Source organism: Bradyrhizobium sp. CCBAU 25360 (assembly GCF_028128695.1).
GTDB classification, from domain to species: Bacteria; Pseudomonadota; Alphaproteobacteria; order Rhizobiales; family Xanthobacteraceae; genus Bradyrhizobium; species Bradyrhizobium ottawaense.
Map to the genome: position 1 here is coordinate 1 of NZ_LBJA01000043.1, position 20483 is coordinate 20483.

Below are 20483 nucleotides of genomic sequence, written 5' to 3' on the forward strand. Positions count from 1 at the left end.
CGTAACCACCGCTTGCCTCGATCCCAACCCGCTTGACCTTGTGGCGCTTCAGCCACTCCACCAGCTCCTGGTGGCTTCCGCCGTGTTCTTGACCTGCAGCTCCTCCGAACTGCCATCGAGCGCCACGTCGAGCTTATCTTTGCTGGTATCGATTCCAGCACAGATCGTGTTACGTTTGGCCATCTTCCTCGACCCTCCCTTGTGATGCGAACCTGAAGTTCGTTCAACCATGCGGGTCCCGATGAAGTGCCGACCGCGATCTTGCTACAAAACGCAGCCCTCAAGGCTTCGGTGGGCATCGATCCGATCGATCGGCGGCCCAGCCCGGGCGGCCACCCGGGCTGGGCCATTCCTCACGGAACCAGGCCATTCTAATCCGGCGCGCTAATACAAGGGTGGGCAAAGCGAAAGCGTGCCCACGCACTTCTTGCAACAGAGAGATGGTGGGCACGTCGCTTCGCTCCTTTGCCCACCCTACGGCACCTCGCCGTGTCGCGACACGCCGCCCAAAACAAAAACGCCGGAGCGGTTGCCCGCTCCGGCGTCATTTGTTCAACCGCTAAAAACTTACGCCGCGTTGAAGCCGGCGACGGCCTTCACTTCGAGGAAATCCTCGAGGCCGTACTTGCCCCACTCACGTCCGTTGCCCGACTGCTTGTAGCCGCCGAACGGCGCGGTGCGGTCGTTGGGCACGCCCTGGAGGTTGACGTTGCCGGCGCGGATCTGGCGGCCGACGCGCTTGGCGTCTTCGACCGAGGCACCCGTGACGTAGCCAGCGAGGCCATACGGCGTGTCGTTGGCGATCTGCACGGCTTCGGCTTCGTCCTTGGCGCCGATGATGGTCAGCACCGGTCCGAAGATTTCTTCACGAGCGATCGTCATGTCGGGGGTGACGTCGGCGAAGATGGTCGGGCGGACATAGAAGCCCTTGTTGACGCCTTCGGGCAGGCCCGGGCCGCCGGCGACGAGCGTTGCGCCCTCGTCGATGCCCTTCTTGATCAGGCCCTGGATCTTATCCCACTGGCCGCGGTTGACGACTGGACCAATCGTGGTGCCTTCGGCGCGGGGATCACCGGCCTTGGTCTTGTCGGCGACGGCCTTCGCGATCGCGGCGACGTCCTTCATCTTGGACAGCGGCACGATCATGCGCGAGGGTGCGTTGCAGGACTGGCCGGAGTTGTTGAACATGTGCATCACGCCGCCAGTCACCGCCTTCGTGAGGTCGGCGCCTTCGAGGATGACGTTCGGCGACTTGCCGCCGAGTTCCTGGCTGACGCGCTTCACGGTCGGCGCGGCGCGCTTGGCCACGTCGATGCCGGCACGGGTCGAGCCGGTGAAGGAGATCATGTCGATGTCGGGGTGCTCGCTCATGGCGGCGCCGACCTCGGGGCCGAGGCCGTTGACGAGGTTGAACACGCCCTTGGGCACGCCGGCTTCATGGAGGATCTCCGCGAAGATCAGCGCCGAGGTCGGGGTGAACTCCGACGGCTTCAGGATCATGGTGCAGCCGGCGGCGAGCGCGGGCGCGACCTTGCAGGCGATCTGGTTGAGCGGCCAGTTCCAGGGCGTGATCATGCCGACCACGCCGATCGGCTCGCGCAGCACCATGGCGGTGCCGACCGGCTCCTCGAAATGATAGTTCTTGAGCACGTCGAGCGTGGTCATGAGATGGCCGAGGCCGGCGCCGGCCTGGAGCTTCTCTGCCATTGGCAGCGGTGCGCCCATCTCGTCGGACACGGCGGCGCCGATCTCCTTGAGGCGGCCCTTGTAGACCTCGATGACCTTGGTGAGGAGCGCGACGCGCTCATCACGGCTGGTCTGGGAGAAGGTTGCGAAGGCGCGCTTGGCGGCGGCAACCGCCTTGTCCACGTCGGCCTTGGAGCCCAGCGCAACCTCGTACATCGCCTCTTCCGTCGCGGGATTGACCACGGCGGTGGACTTCTTGACGGCGGGATCGACCCAGGCGCCGTCGATGTAGAATTGCATGCGATTGACCATCGTTAACCTCTTCTTGGGGGCATGTGGGGGCGTTTCGGCAGGCATCCTTGCACGAAAGCGCCGGCAATTGAACCCGCCATATGCGGGGCCAGCGTTGCGGCGGACGCGCGGAATATGGGCGGAGAGACGGGGCGAGGCAAGGCTCTGTCCGGTCGTCATTCCGGGACGCGCCCTCTTGGCGCGAGCCCCGGAATGACAACCGATTTTTTTCAGTTACACCGCCATCTTCCGATGCAGCACCGGCGCGCCGGTGGTGAGGCTTTCGGCCGCATCGATGATGGCGTTCGCGTCGATGCCGTAGTGCCGATAAAGGTCCGCGATCGTGCCGGTCTGGCCGAATTGCTCGACGCCGAGCGCCTCGACGCGGTGGCCGCGGACGCTGCCGAGCCAGCCGAGCGCGGACGGATGGCCGTCGATGACGGTCACGATGCCGCAGTCGCGCGGCAGCGGCGCCAGCAGTTTTTCGATGTGGCTGAGATGCTGCACGCCGCGGCGATCCCGCCGCAATTTCCGTGCGGCGGTCCAACCCGCATGGAGGCGGTCCGCCGAGGTGATCGCGAGCAGGCCGATGTCGCGCCGGCTCTCGCCGACGAAGCCCGTGGCCTCGATCGCTTCCGGCGCCACCGCGCCGGTATAGGCGATCACGACTTCGGCATTGGGGCCAGGCTTACGCAGCCAATAGGCGCCGTCGGTGATGCCCTGCGCAAGCTCCGGCGTCATGATCCGCTGCACCTGCTCGATGCTGCGCGTCGAGAGGCGCAAATACACCGAGCCGCCCTCGCCCGGATCGCGCTGCATGTGCTCAAAACCGAAAGCCATGATCACGGCGAGTTCGTCGACGAAAGCCGGCTCGAACGAGGCGAGCCCGTCCTGCGCCATGCCGATCAGGGGCGTTGCGATCGACTGGTGCGCGCCGCCCTCGGGCGCGAGCGTGATGCCTGAGGGCGTCGCCGCCACCATGAAGCGCGCGTCCTGGTAGCAGGCGTAGTTCAGCGCATCGAGCCCGCGCTCGATGAAGGGATCGTAGAGTGTGCCGACCGGCAGCAGCCGCTCGCCGTTGATCTGGTGCGACAGCCCGAGCGCCGAGAGCATGATGAACAGGTTCATCTCGGCGATCCCAAGCTCGAGATGCTGGCCCTTGGGCGAAAAGTCCCAGTTGAAGGTGGAGGGAATTTTCTCGCTGCGGAATAAGTCCGCCTTCTCGGCGCGCGCGAACAAGCCGCGCCGGTTCACCCAGGGACCGAGATTGGTCGAGACCGTGACGTCGGGCGAGGTCGTGACGATGCGCTTGGCCAGTTCGCTGTCGCCGCGGGCGATCTCATTCAGCACGAGACCAAAGCCCTGCTGGGTCGACATCTGCGGCGACGGCTTGAACGCGAGCTGCTGGGGCACCTCGACGACGGGCGCGGTCAGCCGGCGGCCGTCTTGGTTGAACGGCACGCGCGCGAGGAACGCATCGAGCTCGGCGGCGGATTGCGCGAGGCCTTCATACTTCTCCCATTCATGCCCGGGCCGGATGTTCTGGCTGTCGCGATATTTCTCCATCTGCGCGACCGTCATCAGGCCGGCGTGGTTGTCCTTGTGGCCCTGGAACGGCAGGCCGACGCCCTTGATGGTGTAGGCGATGAAGCAGACCGGGCGATCGTGGTCGATGGATTCGAAGGCGTCCAGCATGCTCGCCATGTCGTGACCGCCGAGGTTCGACATCAGCGCCAGCAATTCCTCGTCACTGCGGCTGTCGATCAGTTTCGTGATCGGCCCCTGGTCGCCGATCTCGTCGTGCAGATGTTTTCGGAACGCGGCGCCGCCCTGGAAGCAGAGCGCGGCGTAAAGCGCATTCGGGCAATTGTCGATCCAAGCTTTAAGCGCCTCGCCGCCGGGCTCGGCGAAGGCCTCGCGCATCAGGCGGCCGTATTTCACGATGACGACGTCCCAGCCGAAATTGCGGAACATGGTCTCGAACTTTTCCCAGAGCCCCTCGCGCACGACGGCATCGAGCGACTGGCGGTTGTAGTCGACCACCCACCAGGTGTTGCGCAGGCCGTGCTTCCAGCCTTCGGCAAGCGCCTCCCAGATGTTGCCCTCGTCCATCTCGGCGTCGCCGACCAGCGCAATCATCCGCCCTTCGCGGCGATCCTTCATCCAGCCATGCGCCTTGACGTAATCCTGCACCAGCGAGGCGAACAGCGTCTGCGCGACGCCGAGGCCGACCGAGCCGGTGGAGAAATCGACGTCGTCGACGTCCTTGGTGCGCGAGGGATAGGACTGCGCGCCCTTGAAGCCGCGAAAGTTCTCCAGCTTCTCGCGGCTCTGCCGGCCGAACAGATACTGAATGGCGTGGAACACCGGGCTCGCATGCGGCTTCACCGCCACGCGGTCCTCGGGGCGCAGCACATGGAAATACAGCGCCGACATGATGGTGGCGAGCGAGGCGGACGAGGCCTGATGTCCCCCGACCTTCAACCCGTCGGCATTGGGGCGGATGTGGTTGGCGTGGTGGATGGTCCAGGACGACAGCCACAGCGCCTTGCGGCTAAGCGCGGTCAAGGTGTCGAGGCGGGCGGTATCGACGGGCATGGCAAAGGCTCCCGGAAAACAGGTGGGGCGATGATACGCCTGCGAGGGGCGCCAAACTTCTCAATTTTTCGCGCAATACCTGATGATATTGGGATATCATACTAATAACTACCCAAAATATGCAGGTTTTATCCCAATGCCAGAGCTAGACGCCATCGACCGAAAGATCCTCGCACTGCTTCAGGCAGACAGCCGGCTGACCATGCAGGAACTCGCCGACAAGGTCGGCCTCTCGGTCTCGCCCTGCCATCGCCGGGTCAAGCTGCTGGAGGAGCGCGGCGTCATCAGCCGCTACGTTGCGACCGTGGACCAGAAGGCGCTCGGCCTGCATGTCAGCGTCTTCATCTCGATCAAGCTGGCGCGGCAGAAGGAGGAGGATCTCAACCGCTTCGCGCGCGCGATCTCGAAATGGGACGAGGTGCTGGAGTGTTATCTGATGACCGGCAACCGCGATTACCTGCTTCGCGTCGTCGCAGCCGACCTCGCCTCCTACGAGACCTTCCTCAAGACCAAGCTGACCCGGCTCGACGGCATCGCCTCGATCGAGTCGAGCTTTGCGCTGAGCCAGGTGAAGTATTCGATCGCGCTGCCGGTGTGATGCCCGCAGTCCTGCTCCGGGCTGTCACAAGGGTGCAATAAACGCCACCGATGGTCCTCGGCGACTGGCACCCGAGCCGAGAGAAGGACCCATGACCGCATCCGACCGCACCCCTGAAATGGCCAAACGCGAGCGCATTATTCGGGAAATGACCGACGATCTCGACGAAGAGCTGGAGATGGAGCTCGACGATGCGCGTCTCGACGAGCTCCTGGAGGAGACCGATACGCTGGGCCCGGCGGTCGACCGCAAGCTCTATTTCCGGGAGTTGCTGCGGCTCCAGGGCGAGCTGGTCAAGCTCCAGGACTGGGTCCAGAGCGAGAAGAAGAAGGTCGTGGTGCTGTTCGAGGGCCGCGACTCCGCCGGCAAGGGCGGCGTCATCAAGCGCATCACCCAGCGCCTCAATCCGCGCATCTGCCGCGTCGCCGCGCTGCCAGCACCGAGCGAGCGCGAGCGCACGCAATGGTATTTTCAGCGCTACGTGTCCCATCTGCCGGCCGGCGGCGAGATCGTGCTGTTCGATCGCAGCTGGTACAACCGCGCCGGCGTCGAGCGCGTGATGGGCTTTTGCACCGACGAGCAATACCAGGAGTTCTTCCAGACGGTGCCGGAGTTCGAGCGGATGCTGATCCGCTCCGGCATCATTTTGGTCAAATACTGGTTCTCGATCACCGACGACGAGCAGCAGTTCCGCTTCACCATGCGCATCAAGGACCCCTTGAAGCAGTGGAAGCTGAGCCCGATGGACGTCGAGGCCCGCAGCCGCTGGGAGCTCTACACCAAGGCCAAGGAGACCATGCTGGAGCATACGCACCTTCCGGATTCACCGTGGTGGATCGTCGATGCCGTCGACAAGAAGCGCGCGCGGCTGAACTGCATCGCGCATCTGCTGAGCCTGATGCCATACCAGGAGGTCGCGCGGGTCCCGGTGGTTCTACCGCCGCGTGTCCGCAACCCCGACTATCACCGCGGGCCCATTCCGGCGGAGATGTACGTGCCGGCGAAATATTGAGAAGGTTTCGTAGGGTGGTCCAAGCGGCTTGTCCGCCATAGCTCGAAGAGGGACGGCGGAAGCGTGCCCACCAATCTCACCAGGAACGCGGATGCATGGTGGGCACGGCGCTTTGCGCCTTTGCCCACCCTACGAGACCGTCACCGCCACGGCTGCACGATGATCTTGGTGTGCACTTCCGGGTTGGCGAGATCGGCGAAGGCCCTGGCGACGCCGTCGATGCCGACCTCGGCCGTGACCATCGCCGCCGCATCCACCTGCCCTTCCGCGATCAGCCGAAGTGAGCCTGCGAATTCGTCCGGCGTATAACCGAGCACGTATTGGACGTTGAGCTCCTTCATGATGCCGAGCATGGGCTCGCTCTTGTCGGTCTCCATGCAGACGCCGACCACGACGATCCTGGCATCGCGCGGTGCGCCTTCGAAAACCTGCTGCAGCAGCCCGGGCACGCCGACGCATTCGAAGATGATCGCGGGCTTCAGCGCCGGCAGCATGGCCTGGAACGGTGGCCTCGCCGCCTTCTCGGCGTCCGACACCTGCGCGTGCTCGGCCCAGGTCGCATAGGGCTGCGACACCCTGGGATCGACGACGATATCGGCGCCGAGCTTTGCCGCTAGCGCGCGGCGCGCCGGCGAATAGTCGGCGGCGACGATGGGGTGCAGCCCCTTGATCTTCAGCGCCGCGATCACCGCGAGCCCGACAGGGCCGCAACCGATGACGAGCGGCACCTCGCCGCCCCGGATGTTGGCTTTCGCCACGGCGTGAACGCCGACTGCGAGCGGCTCGGTCAAGGCCGCATGTTCCGGCGCAAGACCGTTGGGCACTTCGAGCAGGAGCGGCTCGCTCAAGACCATCTGCTCCGCATAGCCACCGACGAAGTCGTTGGAGTAGCCGATCCCCTTGATGCCCTCCGGCGTCACCAGCGCGGGCAGCGAGCAGACATGCGTCCCCGGTTTGAACTTGCGTTCCGTGCCGGGGGCGTAATCGATGATCTCGCAGCAGAATTCGTGACCGAACACGACGTCACGCGACAGATCCATCGGCGTGCGACCGGTCTTCCTGGCCATCTCCACCATCCGCGGCGCATGCTGGCGCGCATGCAGGTCGGAGCCGCAGATGCCGCAGGCGAGCGTCTTGACCAGCACCTGGCCGGGGCCCGGCTTCGGATCGGCCATCCTGTCGACGACAATCTCGCCGTTCCTGAAAATCGCAGCGCGCATCCGGCTCCTCCCGCATTGTTGGAGCCGTTGATAGCACGTAACAGGGCGCGCGAACTTGCGTCAGGGGTTCGGGGAACGCTCTTCCAGCACCAGCAACTGGGCGCGGCGGATACGCTCGCGATGAGCGATGTAGAGGCCGCTGGCGACGATGAAGGCCGCGCCGACGACCGTCCAGAGATCGGGGACCTCGCCGAAGATGAAGAAGCCGAGAATGCTGACCCACAGCAACTGGGTGTAGGAGAACGGCGCCAGCACCGAGGCATCGCCATAGCGATAGGCCAGCACGATGATCCACTGGCCGACGGTGGAGGCGACGCCGATCACGATGCCAAGCCCGATCGCGGTCCAGGTCGGCGTGACCCAGACGAACGGCACCATCACGGAAAGGATCGCAACGCCCGTCAGCGCGGAATACGCCATCGTGGTGAGCACGGCTTCACGCCCGCTCATCATCCGCGTCAGGATCAGCGCGGCGGCCCAGCAGAACGCAGAGACGATCGGGAAGAACGCAGCGGCGTGAAACGCGCTCGAGCCCGGCCGCAGGATGATCAGCACGCCCGTCAGGCCGATCGCGGTCGCGATCCAGCGTCGCATGCCCACCGTCTCGCTGAGGAAGACGATCGAGAGCGCGGTGACGAACAGCGGCGAGACGAAGCCCGTCGCGGAGGCTTCCGCGATGGGAAGGAAGCGCAGGCCGGTGATGAAGAACAGCGAGGAGCCGAGCAGCGCGGCACCGCGCATCAGTTGCAGGCCGAGCCGCTCGGTGCGCATCGCATGGAGCGGAGAGCCCGGCAGCATCACCGGCGTGAACATCAGCGCGAACGTGACGAAGCGGATCCAGGTGATCTCGATCGACGGCAGGCTGGTCGACAGATATTTCGCGGTGACGTCGGAGCAGCCGAGGAAGATCGTCGACAGCAGCACCAGCGCAATGCCCTTGAAGGGATGGTCGACACGCGCGGGCGCGCGGCGAGCCGTCTGCTTCTTCTCCGGCACGGGCATGGGGATACTGTCGAGCCTTGCGGCTGCGGCGGGCGGCGGTGTCACGGCTGGAACCCGGGAAAATGCGATCGAGAACGGTGGTAAAAAACGACAAATGCGCCGCGTTCACAACTTCCGAAAACAGGATGCCGATATGCGCAGGCCGCCGCGCGCGTCAATGCTCCGTTAATAATGGGCGTTTGTGCATTACAGCATGGGCAGGCTGCGCGGCTTCGGCCCGCGCGGAAACGCCGCATCGAGCGCCGTAATCTCGTCTTTCGTTAGCGCGAGATCACCGGCCGCCGCATTCTCGCCGGCATGTTCGGGGGACGAGGCCTTCGGAATCGCGAACACCGTAGTCGCACGGGTGAGGAAGCTGAGCGCGACCTGACGCGGCGTCACGCGACGCGCCTCTGCGATGCGCTCCAGCACGGCACCGCCCTTGCTGCGCGCATCCGGAAAATCGTCGTGACCGAACGGCGAGTAGGCGACGACGGCGACGCCATGCTGCTCGCACCACGGGATCACCGCATGCTCGATCGCGCGTTCCTTCAGATGATAGAGCACCTGATTGCAGGCGATACGACCTTCGCCCGCGACGTCGAGAATTTCGTCGAGATCATCGGCATCGAAATTGGACACGCCCCAGGATTTGATCTTGCCTGATTTCACCAGCTCCTCGAACGCGGCGACGGTGTCTTCGAGCGGATAGGAACCGCGCCAGTGCAGGAGATAGCAATCGAGATGATCGGTCTTGAGCCGCTTCAGCGAACGCTCGCAGGCGGTGATGGTGCCGCGGCGCGACGCGTTGCTCGGCAACACCTTGGAGACGAGGAACACTTCATCACGGCGGCCCGTGATCGCATCGGCAATGACGAGCTCGGCATCGCCATACATCTCGGCGGTGTCGATGTGGGTCATGCCGAGATCGAGCCCGCGCTGAAGCGCCGCAATCGCGCGCTTGCGGTCGCCATGGTCGAGATACCAGGTGCCCTGCCCGATGACGGAGACTTTGGCGCCGGCTTTGCCGAAGAATTTTGTGTTCATGTTAGAGCTCACAGTCCGCCGATATCCGCAACCAGCACGCTGCCAGTCGACGACTCCGTGATATAGAGCCGATTCCCGCTTTCGCCACCGATCGCCACATTGGTGCAATTCGGCCCCTCGCACGACTTGATCCGCGCAAGCAATTCGCCGTTCGGCGCGAACACGAAGACGTGGCCGAGCGAAGCATGGCCGACGAACAGGCGACCCCTGGCGTCCATGGTCAAGCCATCGGGACCGCTGGTGCCGAACAGCGAGCAGAAGCGGCCAACCTTGGACACACTGCCGTCCTTCATGAACGGCAACCGCCACACCGCGTTGTCGCGCGTCATCGCGACGAACAGTACGGTTTCGGTGAGATCGAGCACCAGGCCATTCGGGCTGATGCCGGTGTCGATCAGGCAATCGAGCCGGCCGTTCGATGCGAGACGATACACGCGACCGCTGGGGTCGTGCAGGCCGGTCTGGCCCTGATCGGTGAAATAGATGTCGCCGTTGGAAGCAAGATGCAGGTCGTTGCAACCGCGGAAAGATTCTGAATTGCGCGCGGTCAGGACGGGCTTGATGCGACCGGCGTTGGGGTCGAGCTCCATGATGCCGTGCCTGTAGTCGGCCACCAGGATGCGCCCATCAGATGCGATCTTCAGTCCGTTCGGCCAACCCTCATATTCGATCACGAGCGACCATTCGCCATCAGGCGCGATACGAAAGATGCGGCCGAAGGGAATGTCGACGATGTAGAGATTGCCGTCGCTGTCGAAAGACGGTCCTTCGATGAAGCTGTCGGTCGGCACATTCGGCCGGTTGGCGTCAGCCCAATCGGTCCGCACGCCCTTGCGGCGGAACTTTTCGGGCATCGCGGAGAAAAGCCTCGTCTCGATCAGGCGCGGCGGCGTTTCCAGGTACATCATTGTTGTTTTTGGGCGTGTTGAGGGGGAAGCCGCGGCACCATAGGGCACAATCGAGGGCGCGTCGATTGGGCCGGGGGAATGGCTGCGTCCACGCCACCCTCGCGTCCCGGACGCGCTGCAGCGTGAAACGCTGCTGCGCAGAGCCGGGACCCAGAAAGGCCAAACACTCGCTTCTAGATGGGCCTCGGCTCTGCAGCGCACCGCTACGCGCTGCGCTGCGTCCGAGGCACGAGGCCTACCCCACCGCGCCCGCGACCTTCGCCTGCTTCACCGGCGCCGTGTCCGTCGCTGCGATCAGGCGCTTCAGTTCCGGAATGCAGGAGCCGCAATTGGTGCCGGCCTTGAGCTTGGCGCCGATCTCGGCAGCCGAGCGCGCGCCGGCCGCGATGGTCTCGCAGATGGTGCCGCGGCCGACGCCGAAGCAGGCGCAGACGACCGGCCCGGTCGAGGCGGCGCCTTCGCCGGACTTGCCTGACAGCAGCATGCGGCGCTGATCGTCGGTGACGAGGTCGGCCACGAACAGGCTCTTCACCACCTCCCAGTCGCCCGCATCATGCGCGGGGCCGACGAACAGGCAGGTCTCGATGCGATCGCCCGCGAACGACGCCGCACGATAGACCCCGCCGCCGAAGTCGCGATAGTCGGCGACGTCCTCGCCGGCGACGCTCTCGAGCCAGGCCGGCCAGCGCGAAAGGTCGGCGTTGTCGGCGAAGAGATAGCCGAAGCCGCCGGTGACCGTGACGCGGGTCCACAACAGGTTCGGCGGCAGATCGAGCTGCTTCCGCGACAGCGCAAAGCCGCGGAAGACGAATTCATAAGGCGCGATCGCGGCCGGCGTCGCCTTGGATTCCGGCTGCCCCGAGAACGGATCGGTGAAGGACTGCACCAGCGCTCCGACGCGGCCATGCGAGGCATTCATTGCGCTCCAATGGATCGGCGCGAACAATGTGCCACGCTGAGTGCCGTCACTGACGACGACCTTCAGGATGCACTGACCGTAGTCGGTGGTCACGCGGGCAAAGCCGTCGTGAACGATGCCGTATTTGCCGGCATCATCAGGATGGATCTCGACGAAGGGCTCCGGCAGATGCGCGCCCAGGCGCTGGCTGAGCCCCGTGCGCGTCATGGTGTGCCATTGGTCGCGGATGCGTCCGGTGTTGAGCCTGAGGGGGCGCGAGGCACCGGTCTCGCCGCGCAGCGACGGCACCTCCGGCGCAATGAACCGGCCCTTGCCGTCATTGGTGAAGAAGCCGCCCTTCGCAAAGAAACGCTCGCTCGACGCCTCGCCTTCGCGCACCGGCCACTGCACCGGCTTCAAGGCATCGAAGGCGTCGTCGGACAGCGAGGTCAGCGCGCCGATATCGAAATCGCGGCTGCCCTCGTTCTCGAACGCCGAGAGCGCGGCGTGCTCTCGGAAGATCTCGGCGGCGGATTTGTAGTTGAAGCTGTCGCCGAAGCCGAGGCGCTTGGCGGTCTCGCTGAGGATCCACCAATCGGGGCGCGCCTCGCCCGGCGCCGGCAGGAACGAGCGCTGGCGCGAGATGCGGCGCTCGGAATTGGTCACGGTGCCCGACTTCTCGCCCCAGGCGAGCGCCGGCAGCAGCACATGCGGACCGGCATCGACCGTGTCGTTGGAGAGCACGTTCTCGGACACCACGAACAGCTCGAGCTTCTTCAACGCCTCGCGCACGAAGTCCGCATCGGGCAGCGACACCGCGGGATTGGTGCCCATCACCCAGAGCGCCTTGACCTCGCCGCGATGGATGGCCTCGAACAGCTGCACCGCCTTCAGCCCCTCATGGGTGGCGATGCGCGGTGCCTTCCAGAACCGCCTGACACGATCGATGTCGGGCGGCGTGAAGCCCATATGCGCGGCAAGCATATTGGCGAGACCGCCGACCTCGCGGCCGCCCATCGCGTTGGGCTGGCCGGTGAGCGAGAACGGCGAGGCGCCGGGCTTGCCGATGCGTCCCGTCGCGAGGTGGCAGTTCAGGATCGCGTTGACCTTGTCGGTGCCCTGTGCCGACTGATTGACGCCCTGCGAATACAGCGTGACGACGCGGTCCGTGTCGCGGAACATCTTGAAGAAGGTGGCGACATCCTGCTCCGAGAGGCCCGTCGCGAGCGCCGTCGCAGTGACGCTGCCGGCGATGCTGCGCGCACGCGCCAAGGCGTCGTCGAAACCGCTCGTGTTCTGCGCGATGTAGTCCTGGTCCAGCGCGCCGCTGTCGGCGAGATGGACAAACAGGCCGGAGAACAGCGCGGTATCGGTGCCGGGCTTGAGACCGAGGAACAGATCGACATCGCTTGCAGTGTCGGTGCGGCGCGGATCGATCACGATCATGCGCGCGCCACGCTCCCCGCGGTTCTTCAGCATGCGCTGGAACAGCACCGGATGGCACCAGGCCGCGTTCGAGCCGACGAACACCAGCAGATCGGCCTGATCGAGATCCTCGTAGCAGCCGGGGACTGTGTCGGCGCCAAAGGCGCGGCGATGGCCGGCGACCGAGGACGACATGCAGAGCCGCGAGTTGGTATCGACATTCGCCGTGCCGACAAAGCCCTTCATCAGCTTGTTGGCGACGTAATAATCCTCGGTGAGGAGCTGGCCGGAGAGATAGAACGCGACCGCATCGGCGCCATCTCGCGCCACGATGTGCTGCATGCGATGGGCGACATGATCGAGCGCATCGCTCCAGGCGACGCGCTCGAGCACGCCCTTGCAGCGGATCATCGGATAGAGCAGACGGCTTTCGAGGCCAACGGTCTCGCCGAGCGCTGAGCCTTTCGAGCACAGCCGGCCGAAATTGGCGGGATGGTCAGGATCGCCAGCGATCGCCGCCCCGCCCATGCCGTCCGGCGTCGCCAGCACGCCGCAGCCGACGCCGCAATAGGGACAGGTCGTCTTGGTGGCACGAAGCGTGGGATCGATCACCGTCATATCAAGCTGCCCTGTCACGCCGGCTCTATCAAGCCGCCTTGGGAGAACGCGCGAACGCGCGACCAAACATCATGTCGGTCCGGATCGACGCCACCTTGTCGCGATTGCGGATCAGCTCGAGATACCAGAGCGCATCGACGGTATCGCCGATCAGCACCGCGCCGGTGAGCCGGCCGTCGGCGATCACGAGCTTCTTGTAGGTGCCGCGCCTGCGGTCGGTCAGCACCAGGCTCTCGCTGCCCTCCCCGCCCATGAAGTCGCCGGCGGAGAACACGCTGACGCCGGAGACCTTCAAATTGGTCGAGACCACGCTGCCCTGGTAGGCGGCGGGCCGGCCGGCCAGATGCCGTGCCAGCACCCGCGCCTGCTCATAGGCGGGCTCGACCAGGCCATAGCAGGTGCCGCGATGCTCGGCGCATTCGCCGAGCGCGAAGATGTCGGGCGATGCCGTCTGCATCAAATCGTTGACGACGATGCCGCGGTTGACCGCGATGCCGGCGTCTTTGGCAAGCGCCACGTTCGGCTTGATGCCGGCGGCGAAGATCACCGCGTCGGCCTCGATGCGGCTGCCATCGGCAAGCTCGACGGCCTCGACATGGCCATCGCCATGGATGCGGGCGGTCGAGGCACTGAGCAGGATGCGGATGCCCTTGCGCTCGACCAGCATCTTGAGCAGGTCGGCGGCCGGCCCATCGAGCTGACGCTCCATCAGCCGGTCCATCAGATGCAGCAGCGTTACCGGCGCGCCGGCCTTGGCAAGGCCGTAGGCTGCCTCAAGTCCGAGCAGGCCACCGCCAACCACGACGACACGCTTCTTCGCAGCGGCCAGCGTCAGCAAAAGGTCGACGTCGCGCGTATCGCGAAAAGTGTGCACGCCGGCGAGATCGGCGCCCGGCAAATTGAGCCGCAGCGGCGTCGATCCGGTGGCGAGCACGAGCTTGGAATACTCCATGCTCTCCTCGCCCTCGATCTTGAGCTCGCGGCGGCCGGTGTCGATCTCGGTGACGCGATAGCCATAGCGGACCGTGACGCCACGATGGCGCCACCAGTCGGCCGGCCGCAGCTCGATCTCGTGCGAGCCGGTCTCGCCGGCCAGCACGGAGGAGAGCAGCACGCGATTGTAAGCGAGCCGCGGCTCTTCGCCGATCACCGCGACCGCGTAGCGGCCGAGCGAGGTCTTGGCGAGCTCGTCGACCAGACGCGCGGCCGCCATACCGTTACCGACGATGACCAGCGGTTCACTCACGAGGCATCTCCTATTCAGCGGCCTGCGCTTGCGCGCCGTAGGCCTCGGACATCATGAAGCCGGACAGAACGCCGTAGGCGTCGGTCCAGGCCTTTGCCAATTCGGGCGTCCAGGCCTCGCCAAGACCCTTCTCCAGGGTCCACAGCAAGGTCGCACCGACCACGGGATAGTGCTCGGCCGTGGCGCCGTAAGCGACGTGACGCTTGGCGAGCGCGGAGGCCGCGGGAAGAATCGTCTCCAGGTTCGACAGGCCGCTGACGACGGCGGCGAGCATCCCCATCAGCTTCTTGCGCTGCTCGGTCATATCTTCAGGGAACATCGCGCGCACGGACGGCGCCACCTCGAACAGACGGTCGTAGAACAACACGGAGGCAGCTTCCGAAATCGGCGCGACCTTGGCGAAGCTCTGCTGGATGAGAGTGATCTGTTCGAGCGTCATGTGGTTCTCCTGTCTGTTTCGGTTTGCCTTGGTGCGCTTCGTTGCGAACAAGGTTCATGGGTCAAACGTCATCAGAGAGTCTTCTCCCCGCGTACGGGGAGAAGCGACATTCGTGCCAAGTGTCAGACCCGCGCCTCGGCGAGGCTTGAGGCGCCCTCACCCTGCGGGCCGCGACGCAGGTAGAACCACCAGGTCAAGCCGAGGCAGCTGGCGTAGAAGGCGAGATAGATCGCGAGCGCGAGCTGCGGGCCGCCGGTCAGGGCGATCGACTTGCCGAAACCGGTCGGGATCAGGTAGCCGCCGACGGCACCGATCGCGCCGATGAAGCCCACCGCTGCACCGCTCTCGATGCTCGCCGTCTTCAGCGCGAGCGCGCGCGCTGCCTCGCCCTTGCCGCGCACCCTAAACAGGTTCTCTTCGCGGAAGATCGAGGGGATCATGCGATAGGTCGACCCGTTGCCGATGCCCGTCGTCACGAACAGGAACAGGAACATCGACAGGAAGCCGATGAAATCCTTTTGCCCGACGAAGTAGAGCACGCCGACCGTTGCGCCTGCCATCACGATGAAGTTCCAGAAGGTGATGATGGAGCCACCGATCTTGTCGGCGAGCCAGCCGCCGAGCGGACGCGACAGCGAGCCGACCAACGGCCCCAGGAACGCGATCGCAATCGTGATTTGCGGGAACTGGGTCTTGATCAGCAGCGGAAACGCAGCCGAATAGCCGATGAAGGAGCCGAACGTACCGATGTAGAGATACGCCATGATCCAGGTGTGCTTGCGCTTGACGATCGCAAGCTGGTTCTTCACCGACGACTTCGCCGTAGTCAGATTGTTCATGAAGAACACGGCACCGAACACCGCGATCGCGATCGGCAGCACCCACATCAGGCCAGCATTCTGCAGGAAGATGCCGTCGACGGGGGTTGCCTGGAACAGGTTGAAGACGGCGAGCGTCATCAGGATCGGGGTCAGCAGCTGCACGCTGGAGACGCCGATATTGCCGCCGGCTGCATTCAAGCCGAGCGCCCAGCCCTTCATCCGGTCAGGGAAGAAGAAGGAGATGTTGGTCATGCTGGAGGCGAAATTGCCGCCGCCGAGACCTGCGGTCGAGGCGATCAGCAGCATCAGCCAGAACGGCGTATCAGGCTGGCTCACGAAATAGGCAAGCGACAAGGTCGGGATGAACAGGATCGCCGCGCTGAAGATGGTCCAGTTGCGGCCGCCGAACGTCGTGACCGCGAACGTATAGGGAAAGCGTATCAGGGCGCCGATGAGCCCCGGCACAGCGATGAGCTGAAACAGCTGGTCGGTGGTGTAGTGAAAGCCTGCCTGCGGCAGCTTGGTAGTGACGATGCTCCAGATCAGCCAGACCGAGAAGCCGATATGCTCGGCCACGATCGACCAGATCAGGTTGCGTCGCGCGATCGTCTTGCCGGTCGCATTCCAGAACGCCTCATCTTCGGGGCGCCAGTCTGAAATCCAAGTAGGATTCTTCGTCATTGAGTATCCCTTCCAGGCTCACCGCTGCGTCGTTGCAGGCTCCGCCTCACATGGAGGCGCGCTCCGAGGCTTCACCCCGGTGGCGAGTTCACGATGCTGATTGATGATGTTGAGGGACGTCGTCGTTGGCGTCGCGCAAAGACATTTCAATTTCCGTGCCAGTTGCGCGCACACTGGAAATACAGGGATTTCAGGACGTTATTCGCATTGCCAGAAATTCTGGCAGGGCTTTTCCGCACGCTAAATTTGCGATTCGCTCAATCCTTGTGCGACGCACAAGGATTGAGCTAGATGTCGATTATTTGTGCGCAGGCATCCGCTTGCGTTAACTCTTCGTTACGCGGCCTCGACGAAGCGATGACGCTCGTAGAGGAATTCGAGCACGCGCTGGCGGCACTTCAGATAGGTGGTGTTGGTGGCCAGCTCGAGCCGCTTGCGCGGGCGCACCAGCGGCACCTCCAGCACCTCGCCGATCCGCGCGCTCGGCCCATTGGTCATCATCACGATGCGGTCGGACAGCAGCACGGCCTCGTCGACGTCGTGAGTGATCATTAAAATGGTGTTGCCGAGCTTCTGATGCAGCGCCATCACCGAGTCCTGCAAGTGAGCGCGGGTCAGCGCGTCGAGCGCGCCGAACGGCTCATCCAGCAGCAGCACCTTCGGCTCCATCGCCAGCGCCCGCGCAATGCCGACGCGCTGTTTCATGCCGCCGGAGATTTCGGAAGGACGCTTGTCCTTGGCATGGGCCATCTGCACGAGATTGAGATTGTGCATGACCCAGGCGTCGCGCTCGGCGCGGGACTTGGTCCTGGCAAAGACCTTGTCGACGCCGAGCCTGACGTTCTCGTAGACGGTCAGCCACGGCAACAGGCTGTGGTTCTGGAACACCACGGCGCGGTCCGGCCCCGGCGAGTTGACCTCGCGGTTTTCCAGCAGCACCCCGCCGGTGGTGGCGTTGGTCAGCCCCGCGATGATGTTGAGCAGGGTCGACTTACCGCAGCCGGAATGGCCGATGATCGAGACGTATTGACCCTTCTCGATCGTGAGATTGATCTCCTTCAGCACCTCCGTGGTGGCGGCACCGCGGGTAAAGACCTTGTCGATGTGGTCGAGCTTCAGATAAGCGGTCATGTGCCCTCTCCTCTCAGTTCAGCGCGGTGCCGCGGGTGACGAACTTGCCGAGACCCGCGATCAGGCGGTCCAGCACGAAGCCGACGATGCCGACATAGAACAGCGCCAGGATGATCTCGCTGATATGCGAGGAGTTCCATGCGTCCCAGATGAAGAAGCCAATGCCGACGCCGCCGATCAGCATTTCCGCGGCGATGATGGCGAGCCAGGACAGCCCGATGCCGATGCGCAGGCCCGTGAAGATGTAAGGCGCCGCCGCCGGGATCATGATCTTGGCGAAGAACTCGAGCGGGTTGAGCTGCACCACCGCGGCGACGTTGCGATAATCTTGCGGGATGTTGCGGATGCCGACCGCGGTATTGATGATGATCGGCCAGATCGAGGTGATGAATATGACGAAGATCGCCGAAGGCTGGCCGTCGCGGAAGGCCGCGAGCGACAGCGGGAGCCAGGCCAGCGGCGGAATGGTGCGGAGCACCTGGAACAGCGGATCGAGCCCGCGCATCGCCCAGACCGACTGCCCCACCAGCACGCCGAGCGCGATGCCGGCGATCGCCGAGAGCGAATAGCCGAAGGCGACGCGCTGGAGACTGGCGGAGAGATGCCAGAACAGGCCCTTGTCGATGCCGCCATGGTCGAAGAACGGATCGAGGATCAGCTCCTTCGTGTCCTTGAACACACGTGACGGCGGCGGCAGCGCCGAGCCGGCGCGACGGCAGACCAGCTCCCACACCAGCGTCAAAAGCGCGATCACGACCAGCGGCGGGATCACGCGCACGGCAGTTTCTCGCGCCATCCGCGCATAGGCTTCAGCGCGCGGCGGGCGCTTCGGTGTCAGCGCGACGACCGGTGCGGCAACGGCCGCAGGCGACGCGGTCTCGACCTCAATCTTCGTGGCAGGCATATTCATCGCAATATCTCTCCGGCTGCAAAGGACGATGCGGCCGCCCATGGGCGGCCGCTGGCTCCATCAGACTTCGACGCGCTTGATCGCGAGCGACTTCAGATAGGCTGCCGGATTTTCGGGATCGAACACCTTGCCGTCGAAGAAGGTCTCCTTGCCGCGCGAGGTGGATGTCGGGATGTCGGAGCTCGCGACGCCGAGTGTCTTGGCCGCATCCTTCCACATGTCCTCGCGGTTGACCTTGGCGATGAGCGCCTTGCTGTCGAAGCCGGCCTCGTATTTGCCCCAGCGAATGTCCTCCGTCATGAACCAGAGGTCGTGGCTCTGGAATGGATAGGAGGCATGGTCGCGCCAGTACTTCATGATGTGCGGCGAGTTCTCGACCACCTTGCCGGAAAGGCCGTAATCGAACTTGCCCTTGGCGCGATCGGCGATGTCCTCGACCGGGCAGTTGATCCACTGGCGCTTGGCCATGATGGTGGCGAGCTCCTCCTTGTTCTCCATCTTGTCGGCCCATTGCTGGGCTTCCATCACCGCCATCAGGATCGCTTTCGCAGCCTTCGGGTTCTTGTCGACCCAGGCCGCGCGCATGCCGAGTGACTTTTCCGGATGCTTGCTCCAGATCTCGCCGGTGGTGACGGCGGTATAGCCGATGCCCTGGTGCACCAGCTGCCCGGGCCAGGGCTCACCGACACAGAACGCATCCATGGTGCCGACCTTCATGTTGGCCACCATCTGCGGAGGCGGCACGGTGATGGTCTCGACATCCTTGTCCGGATCGATGCCGCCGGCGGCGAGCCAGTAGCGAACCCAGAGGTCATGCGTGCCGCCGGGAAAGGTCATCGCGACCTTGGCCGACTTGCCCTCGGCCTTCTTCTTCTCGAATGCCGCCTTCAGCAGCGAGGCATCGACGCCGACCTTGAGGTCGGCATATTCCTTGGCGACCGAGATGCACTGCGCATCGAGATTGAGCCGGGCCAGGATGTACATCGGCGTCGGCTGGTTGTTCTGCGTCACCTTACCGGCCGAGATCAGATACGGCATCGGGGTGAGGATATGCGCGCCGTCGATGCCGTTGCCCTCGGAGCCGAGCACGAGATTGTCGCGCGTGGTGCCCCAAGAGGCCTGCTTCTGTACGTCGACGTCGGGCATGCCGTATTTGGCGAACAGACCCTTGTCCTTGGCGACGAAGAGCGGGCCGGCATCGGAGAGCGCGATGAAGCCGAGCTTGGCGCCCTTGACCTCGGGGCCAGCGTCCTGCGCGAAGGCGCCGGCGGGAAAATTCAGTTTGGCGGCGGCGAGCAGTGCGGCGGTAGAGCCTGCGGCCTTCAACAATTGGCGGCGGCTGAGCCCATTGTCCGAGGGCCTGCGGGTGCGCTTGGTCATATGTCGTCCTTTGCGTCGTTGCAGAATTGATGGCGTCAGTGCACACGAGCAGCCCGTCCGTCCGGCGGCGCCGTCTTTGGCGCATGCGAACGCACGACGGGGGAGACCCCCGTCTGGTGGCGTCGGCAAGTCGGATGAGAAGTCTCGCGGGACGGCTTCAATGGCGTCGGCACGGAACTATTCAAGCTTCATGCCAAGCCCTTCATCGCCAAAAATGGCGGACAATGAAGGGGTTACGGTGACCGCGCCAGACTGCCGCACCCCCGCTCCGCACGCGAAATTTGCGGCCTGCTCAATCCTTGTGCGTCGCACAAAACTTGTGCAGCAGCCCAGGCAAAAGGCTCGGGGCACGTCGGCAGCCAACCAAGCAGCAATACATCGTATTGAGATTGCTTGATCTTTCTCGTTGGCCCGAACGGCACGCGACTTGCTTCTCCTGGGCCGTCAACGAAGACTGCGGCTCGCCGCATTGTTGCAGCCTCTGGCGGCTGCATCCCGGAAGCTCACTGCTTCGCGGCCCTCACCGGCTCAGTCCTCGTGACGCGATTCTCACGGCTTCCAACTCTCCATACCGCTCGTGCGCGGCAAGCCAG

16 protein-coding genes are annotated in these 20483 nt (G+C 64.4%); 3 read left to right on the forward strand and 13 right to left on the reverse strand.

Going from position 1 to position 20483, the window contains the following annotated elements; translation table 11 throughout:
• Positions 1-205, forward strand: a 205-nt coding sequence (locus tag XH81_RS26960) for a hypothetical protein (RefSeq protein ID WP_271596427.1), incomplete at its 5' end; no start/stop codon positions are given.
• Between the two features lie 362 nt (positions 206-567).
• Here the strand turns inward: XH81_RS26960 and XH81_RS26965 are convergent.
• On the reverse strand, positions 568-1998 hold the full coding sequence (locus XH81_RS26965; protein ID WP_028144301.1) for an aldehyde dehydrogenase family protein: 1431 nt from the start codon (positions 1996-1998) through the stop codon (positions 568-570).
• 213 nt (positions 1999-2211) lie between these two features.
• Positions 2212-4575: a transketolase gene (locus XH81_RS26970; RefSeq protein ID WP_028144302.1), complete on the reverse strand. Its 2364-nt coding sequence runs from the start codon at positions 4573-4575 to the stop codon at positions 2212-2214.
• 136 nt (positions 4576-4711) lie between these two features.
• On the opposite strand from XH81_RS26970, the gene XH81_RS26975 reads away from it, so the two are divergent.
• Together XH81_RS26975 and ppk2 are read left to right on the forward strand one after the other, a co-directional pair.
• Positions 4712-5173, forward strand: coding sequence for an Lrp/AsnC family transcriptional regulator (locus XH81_RS26975; RefSeq protein WP_028144303.1), 462 nt, complete (start codon positions 4712-4714; stop codon positions 5171-5173).
• Between the two features lie 91 nt (positions 5174-5264).
• On the forward strand, positions 5265-6185 hold the full coding sequence (ppk2, locus tag XH81_RS26980) for a polyphosphate kinase 2 (protein ID WP_028144304.1): 921 nt from the start codon (positions 5265-5267) through the stop codon (positions 6183-6185).
• A 140-nt stretch (positions 6186-6325) separates the two neighbouring features.
• Here ppk2 and XH81_RS26985 read toward each other — a convergent pair whose 3' ends face one another.
• The 11 genes from XH81_RS26985 to XH81_RS27035 form a co-directional block, all read right to left on the reverse strand.
• On the reverse strand, positions 6326-7405 hold the full coding sequence (locus XH81_RS26985; RefSeq protein ID WP_028144305.1) for a zinc-binding dehydrogenase: 1080 nt from the start codon (positions 7403-7405) through the stop codon (positions 6326-6328).
• A 60-nt stretch (positions 7406-7465) separates the two neighbouring features.
• Positions 7466-8407, reverse strand: a complete 942-nt coding sequence (locus XH81_RS26990) for a DMT family transporter (RefSeq protein ID WP_271596511.1) — start codon at positions 8405-8407, stop codon at positions 7466-7468.
• A 186-nt stretch (positions 8408-8593) separates the two neighbouring features.
• A complete protein-coding gene (locus tag XH81_RS26995) occupies positions 8594-9433 on the reverse strand; it encodes an aldo/keto reductase (RefSeq protein ID WP_028144307.1) in 840 nt (279 codons plus the stop codon).
• Between the two features lie 8 nt (positions 9434-9441).
• A complete protein-coding gene (locus tag XH81_RS27000; protein ID WP_095426380.1) occupies positions 9442-10338 on the reverse strand; it encodes an SMP-30/gluconolactonase/LRE family protein in 897 nt (298 codons plus the stop codon).
• A 238-nt stretch (positions 10339-10576) separates the two neighbouring features.
• Complete coding sequence (locus XH81_RS27005; protein WP_038971854.1) at positions 10577-13282, reverse strand: nitrate reductase; 2706 nt, start codon at positions 13280-13282, stop codon at positions 10577-10579.
• A gap of 28 nt (positions 13283-13310) precedes the next feature.
• Positions 13311-14528, reverse strand: a complete 1218-nt coding sequence (locus XH81_RS27010; protein ID WP_271596428.1) for an NAD(P)/FAD-dependent oxidoreductase — start codon at positions 14526-14528, stop codon at positions 13311-13313.
• A gap of 10 nt (positions 14529-14538) precedes the next feature.
• The gene (locus XH81_RS27015) at positions 14539-14967 is read right to left on the reverse strand and encodes a globin family protein (RefSeq protein ID WP_271596429.1); all 429 of its coding nucleotides are present in this window, start codon (positions 14965-14967) and stop codon (positions 14539-14541) included.
• 122 nt (positions 14968-15089) lie between these two features.
• Complete coding sequence (locus XH81_RS27020; RefSeq protein ID WP_028144311.1) at positions 15090-16469, reverse strand: MFS transporter; 1380 nt, start codon at positions 16467-16469, stop codon at positions 15090-15092.
• Positions 16470-16805: 336 nt separating this feature from the next.
• Entirely contained in the window at positions 16806-17600 is a 795-nt protein-coding gene (locus tag XH81_RS27025; protein ID WP_028144312.1) for an ABC transporter ATP-binding protein, read from the reverse strand.
• A 13-nt stretch (positions 17601-17613) separates the two neighbouring features.
• A complete protein-coding gene (gene ntrB / locus XH81_RS27030) occupies positions 17614-18510 on the reverse strand; it encodes a nitrate ABC transporter permease (RefSeq protein ID WP_028144313.1) in 897 nt (298 codons plus the stop codon).
• Positions 18511-18570: 60 nt separating this feature from the next.
• Entirely contained in the window at positions 18571-19890 is a 1320-nt protein-coding gene (locus tag XH81_RS27035) for a CmpA/NrtA family ABC transporter substrate-binding protein (protein WP_028144314.1), read from the reverse strand.
• Positions 19891-20483 lie beyond the last annotated feature (593 nt).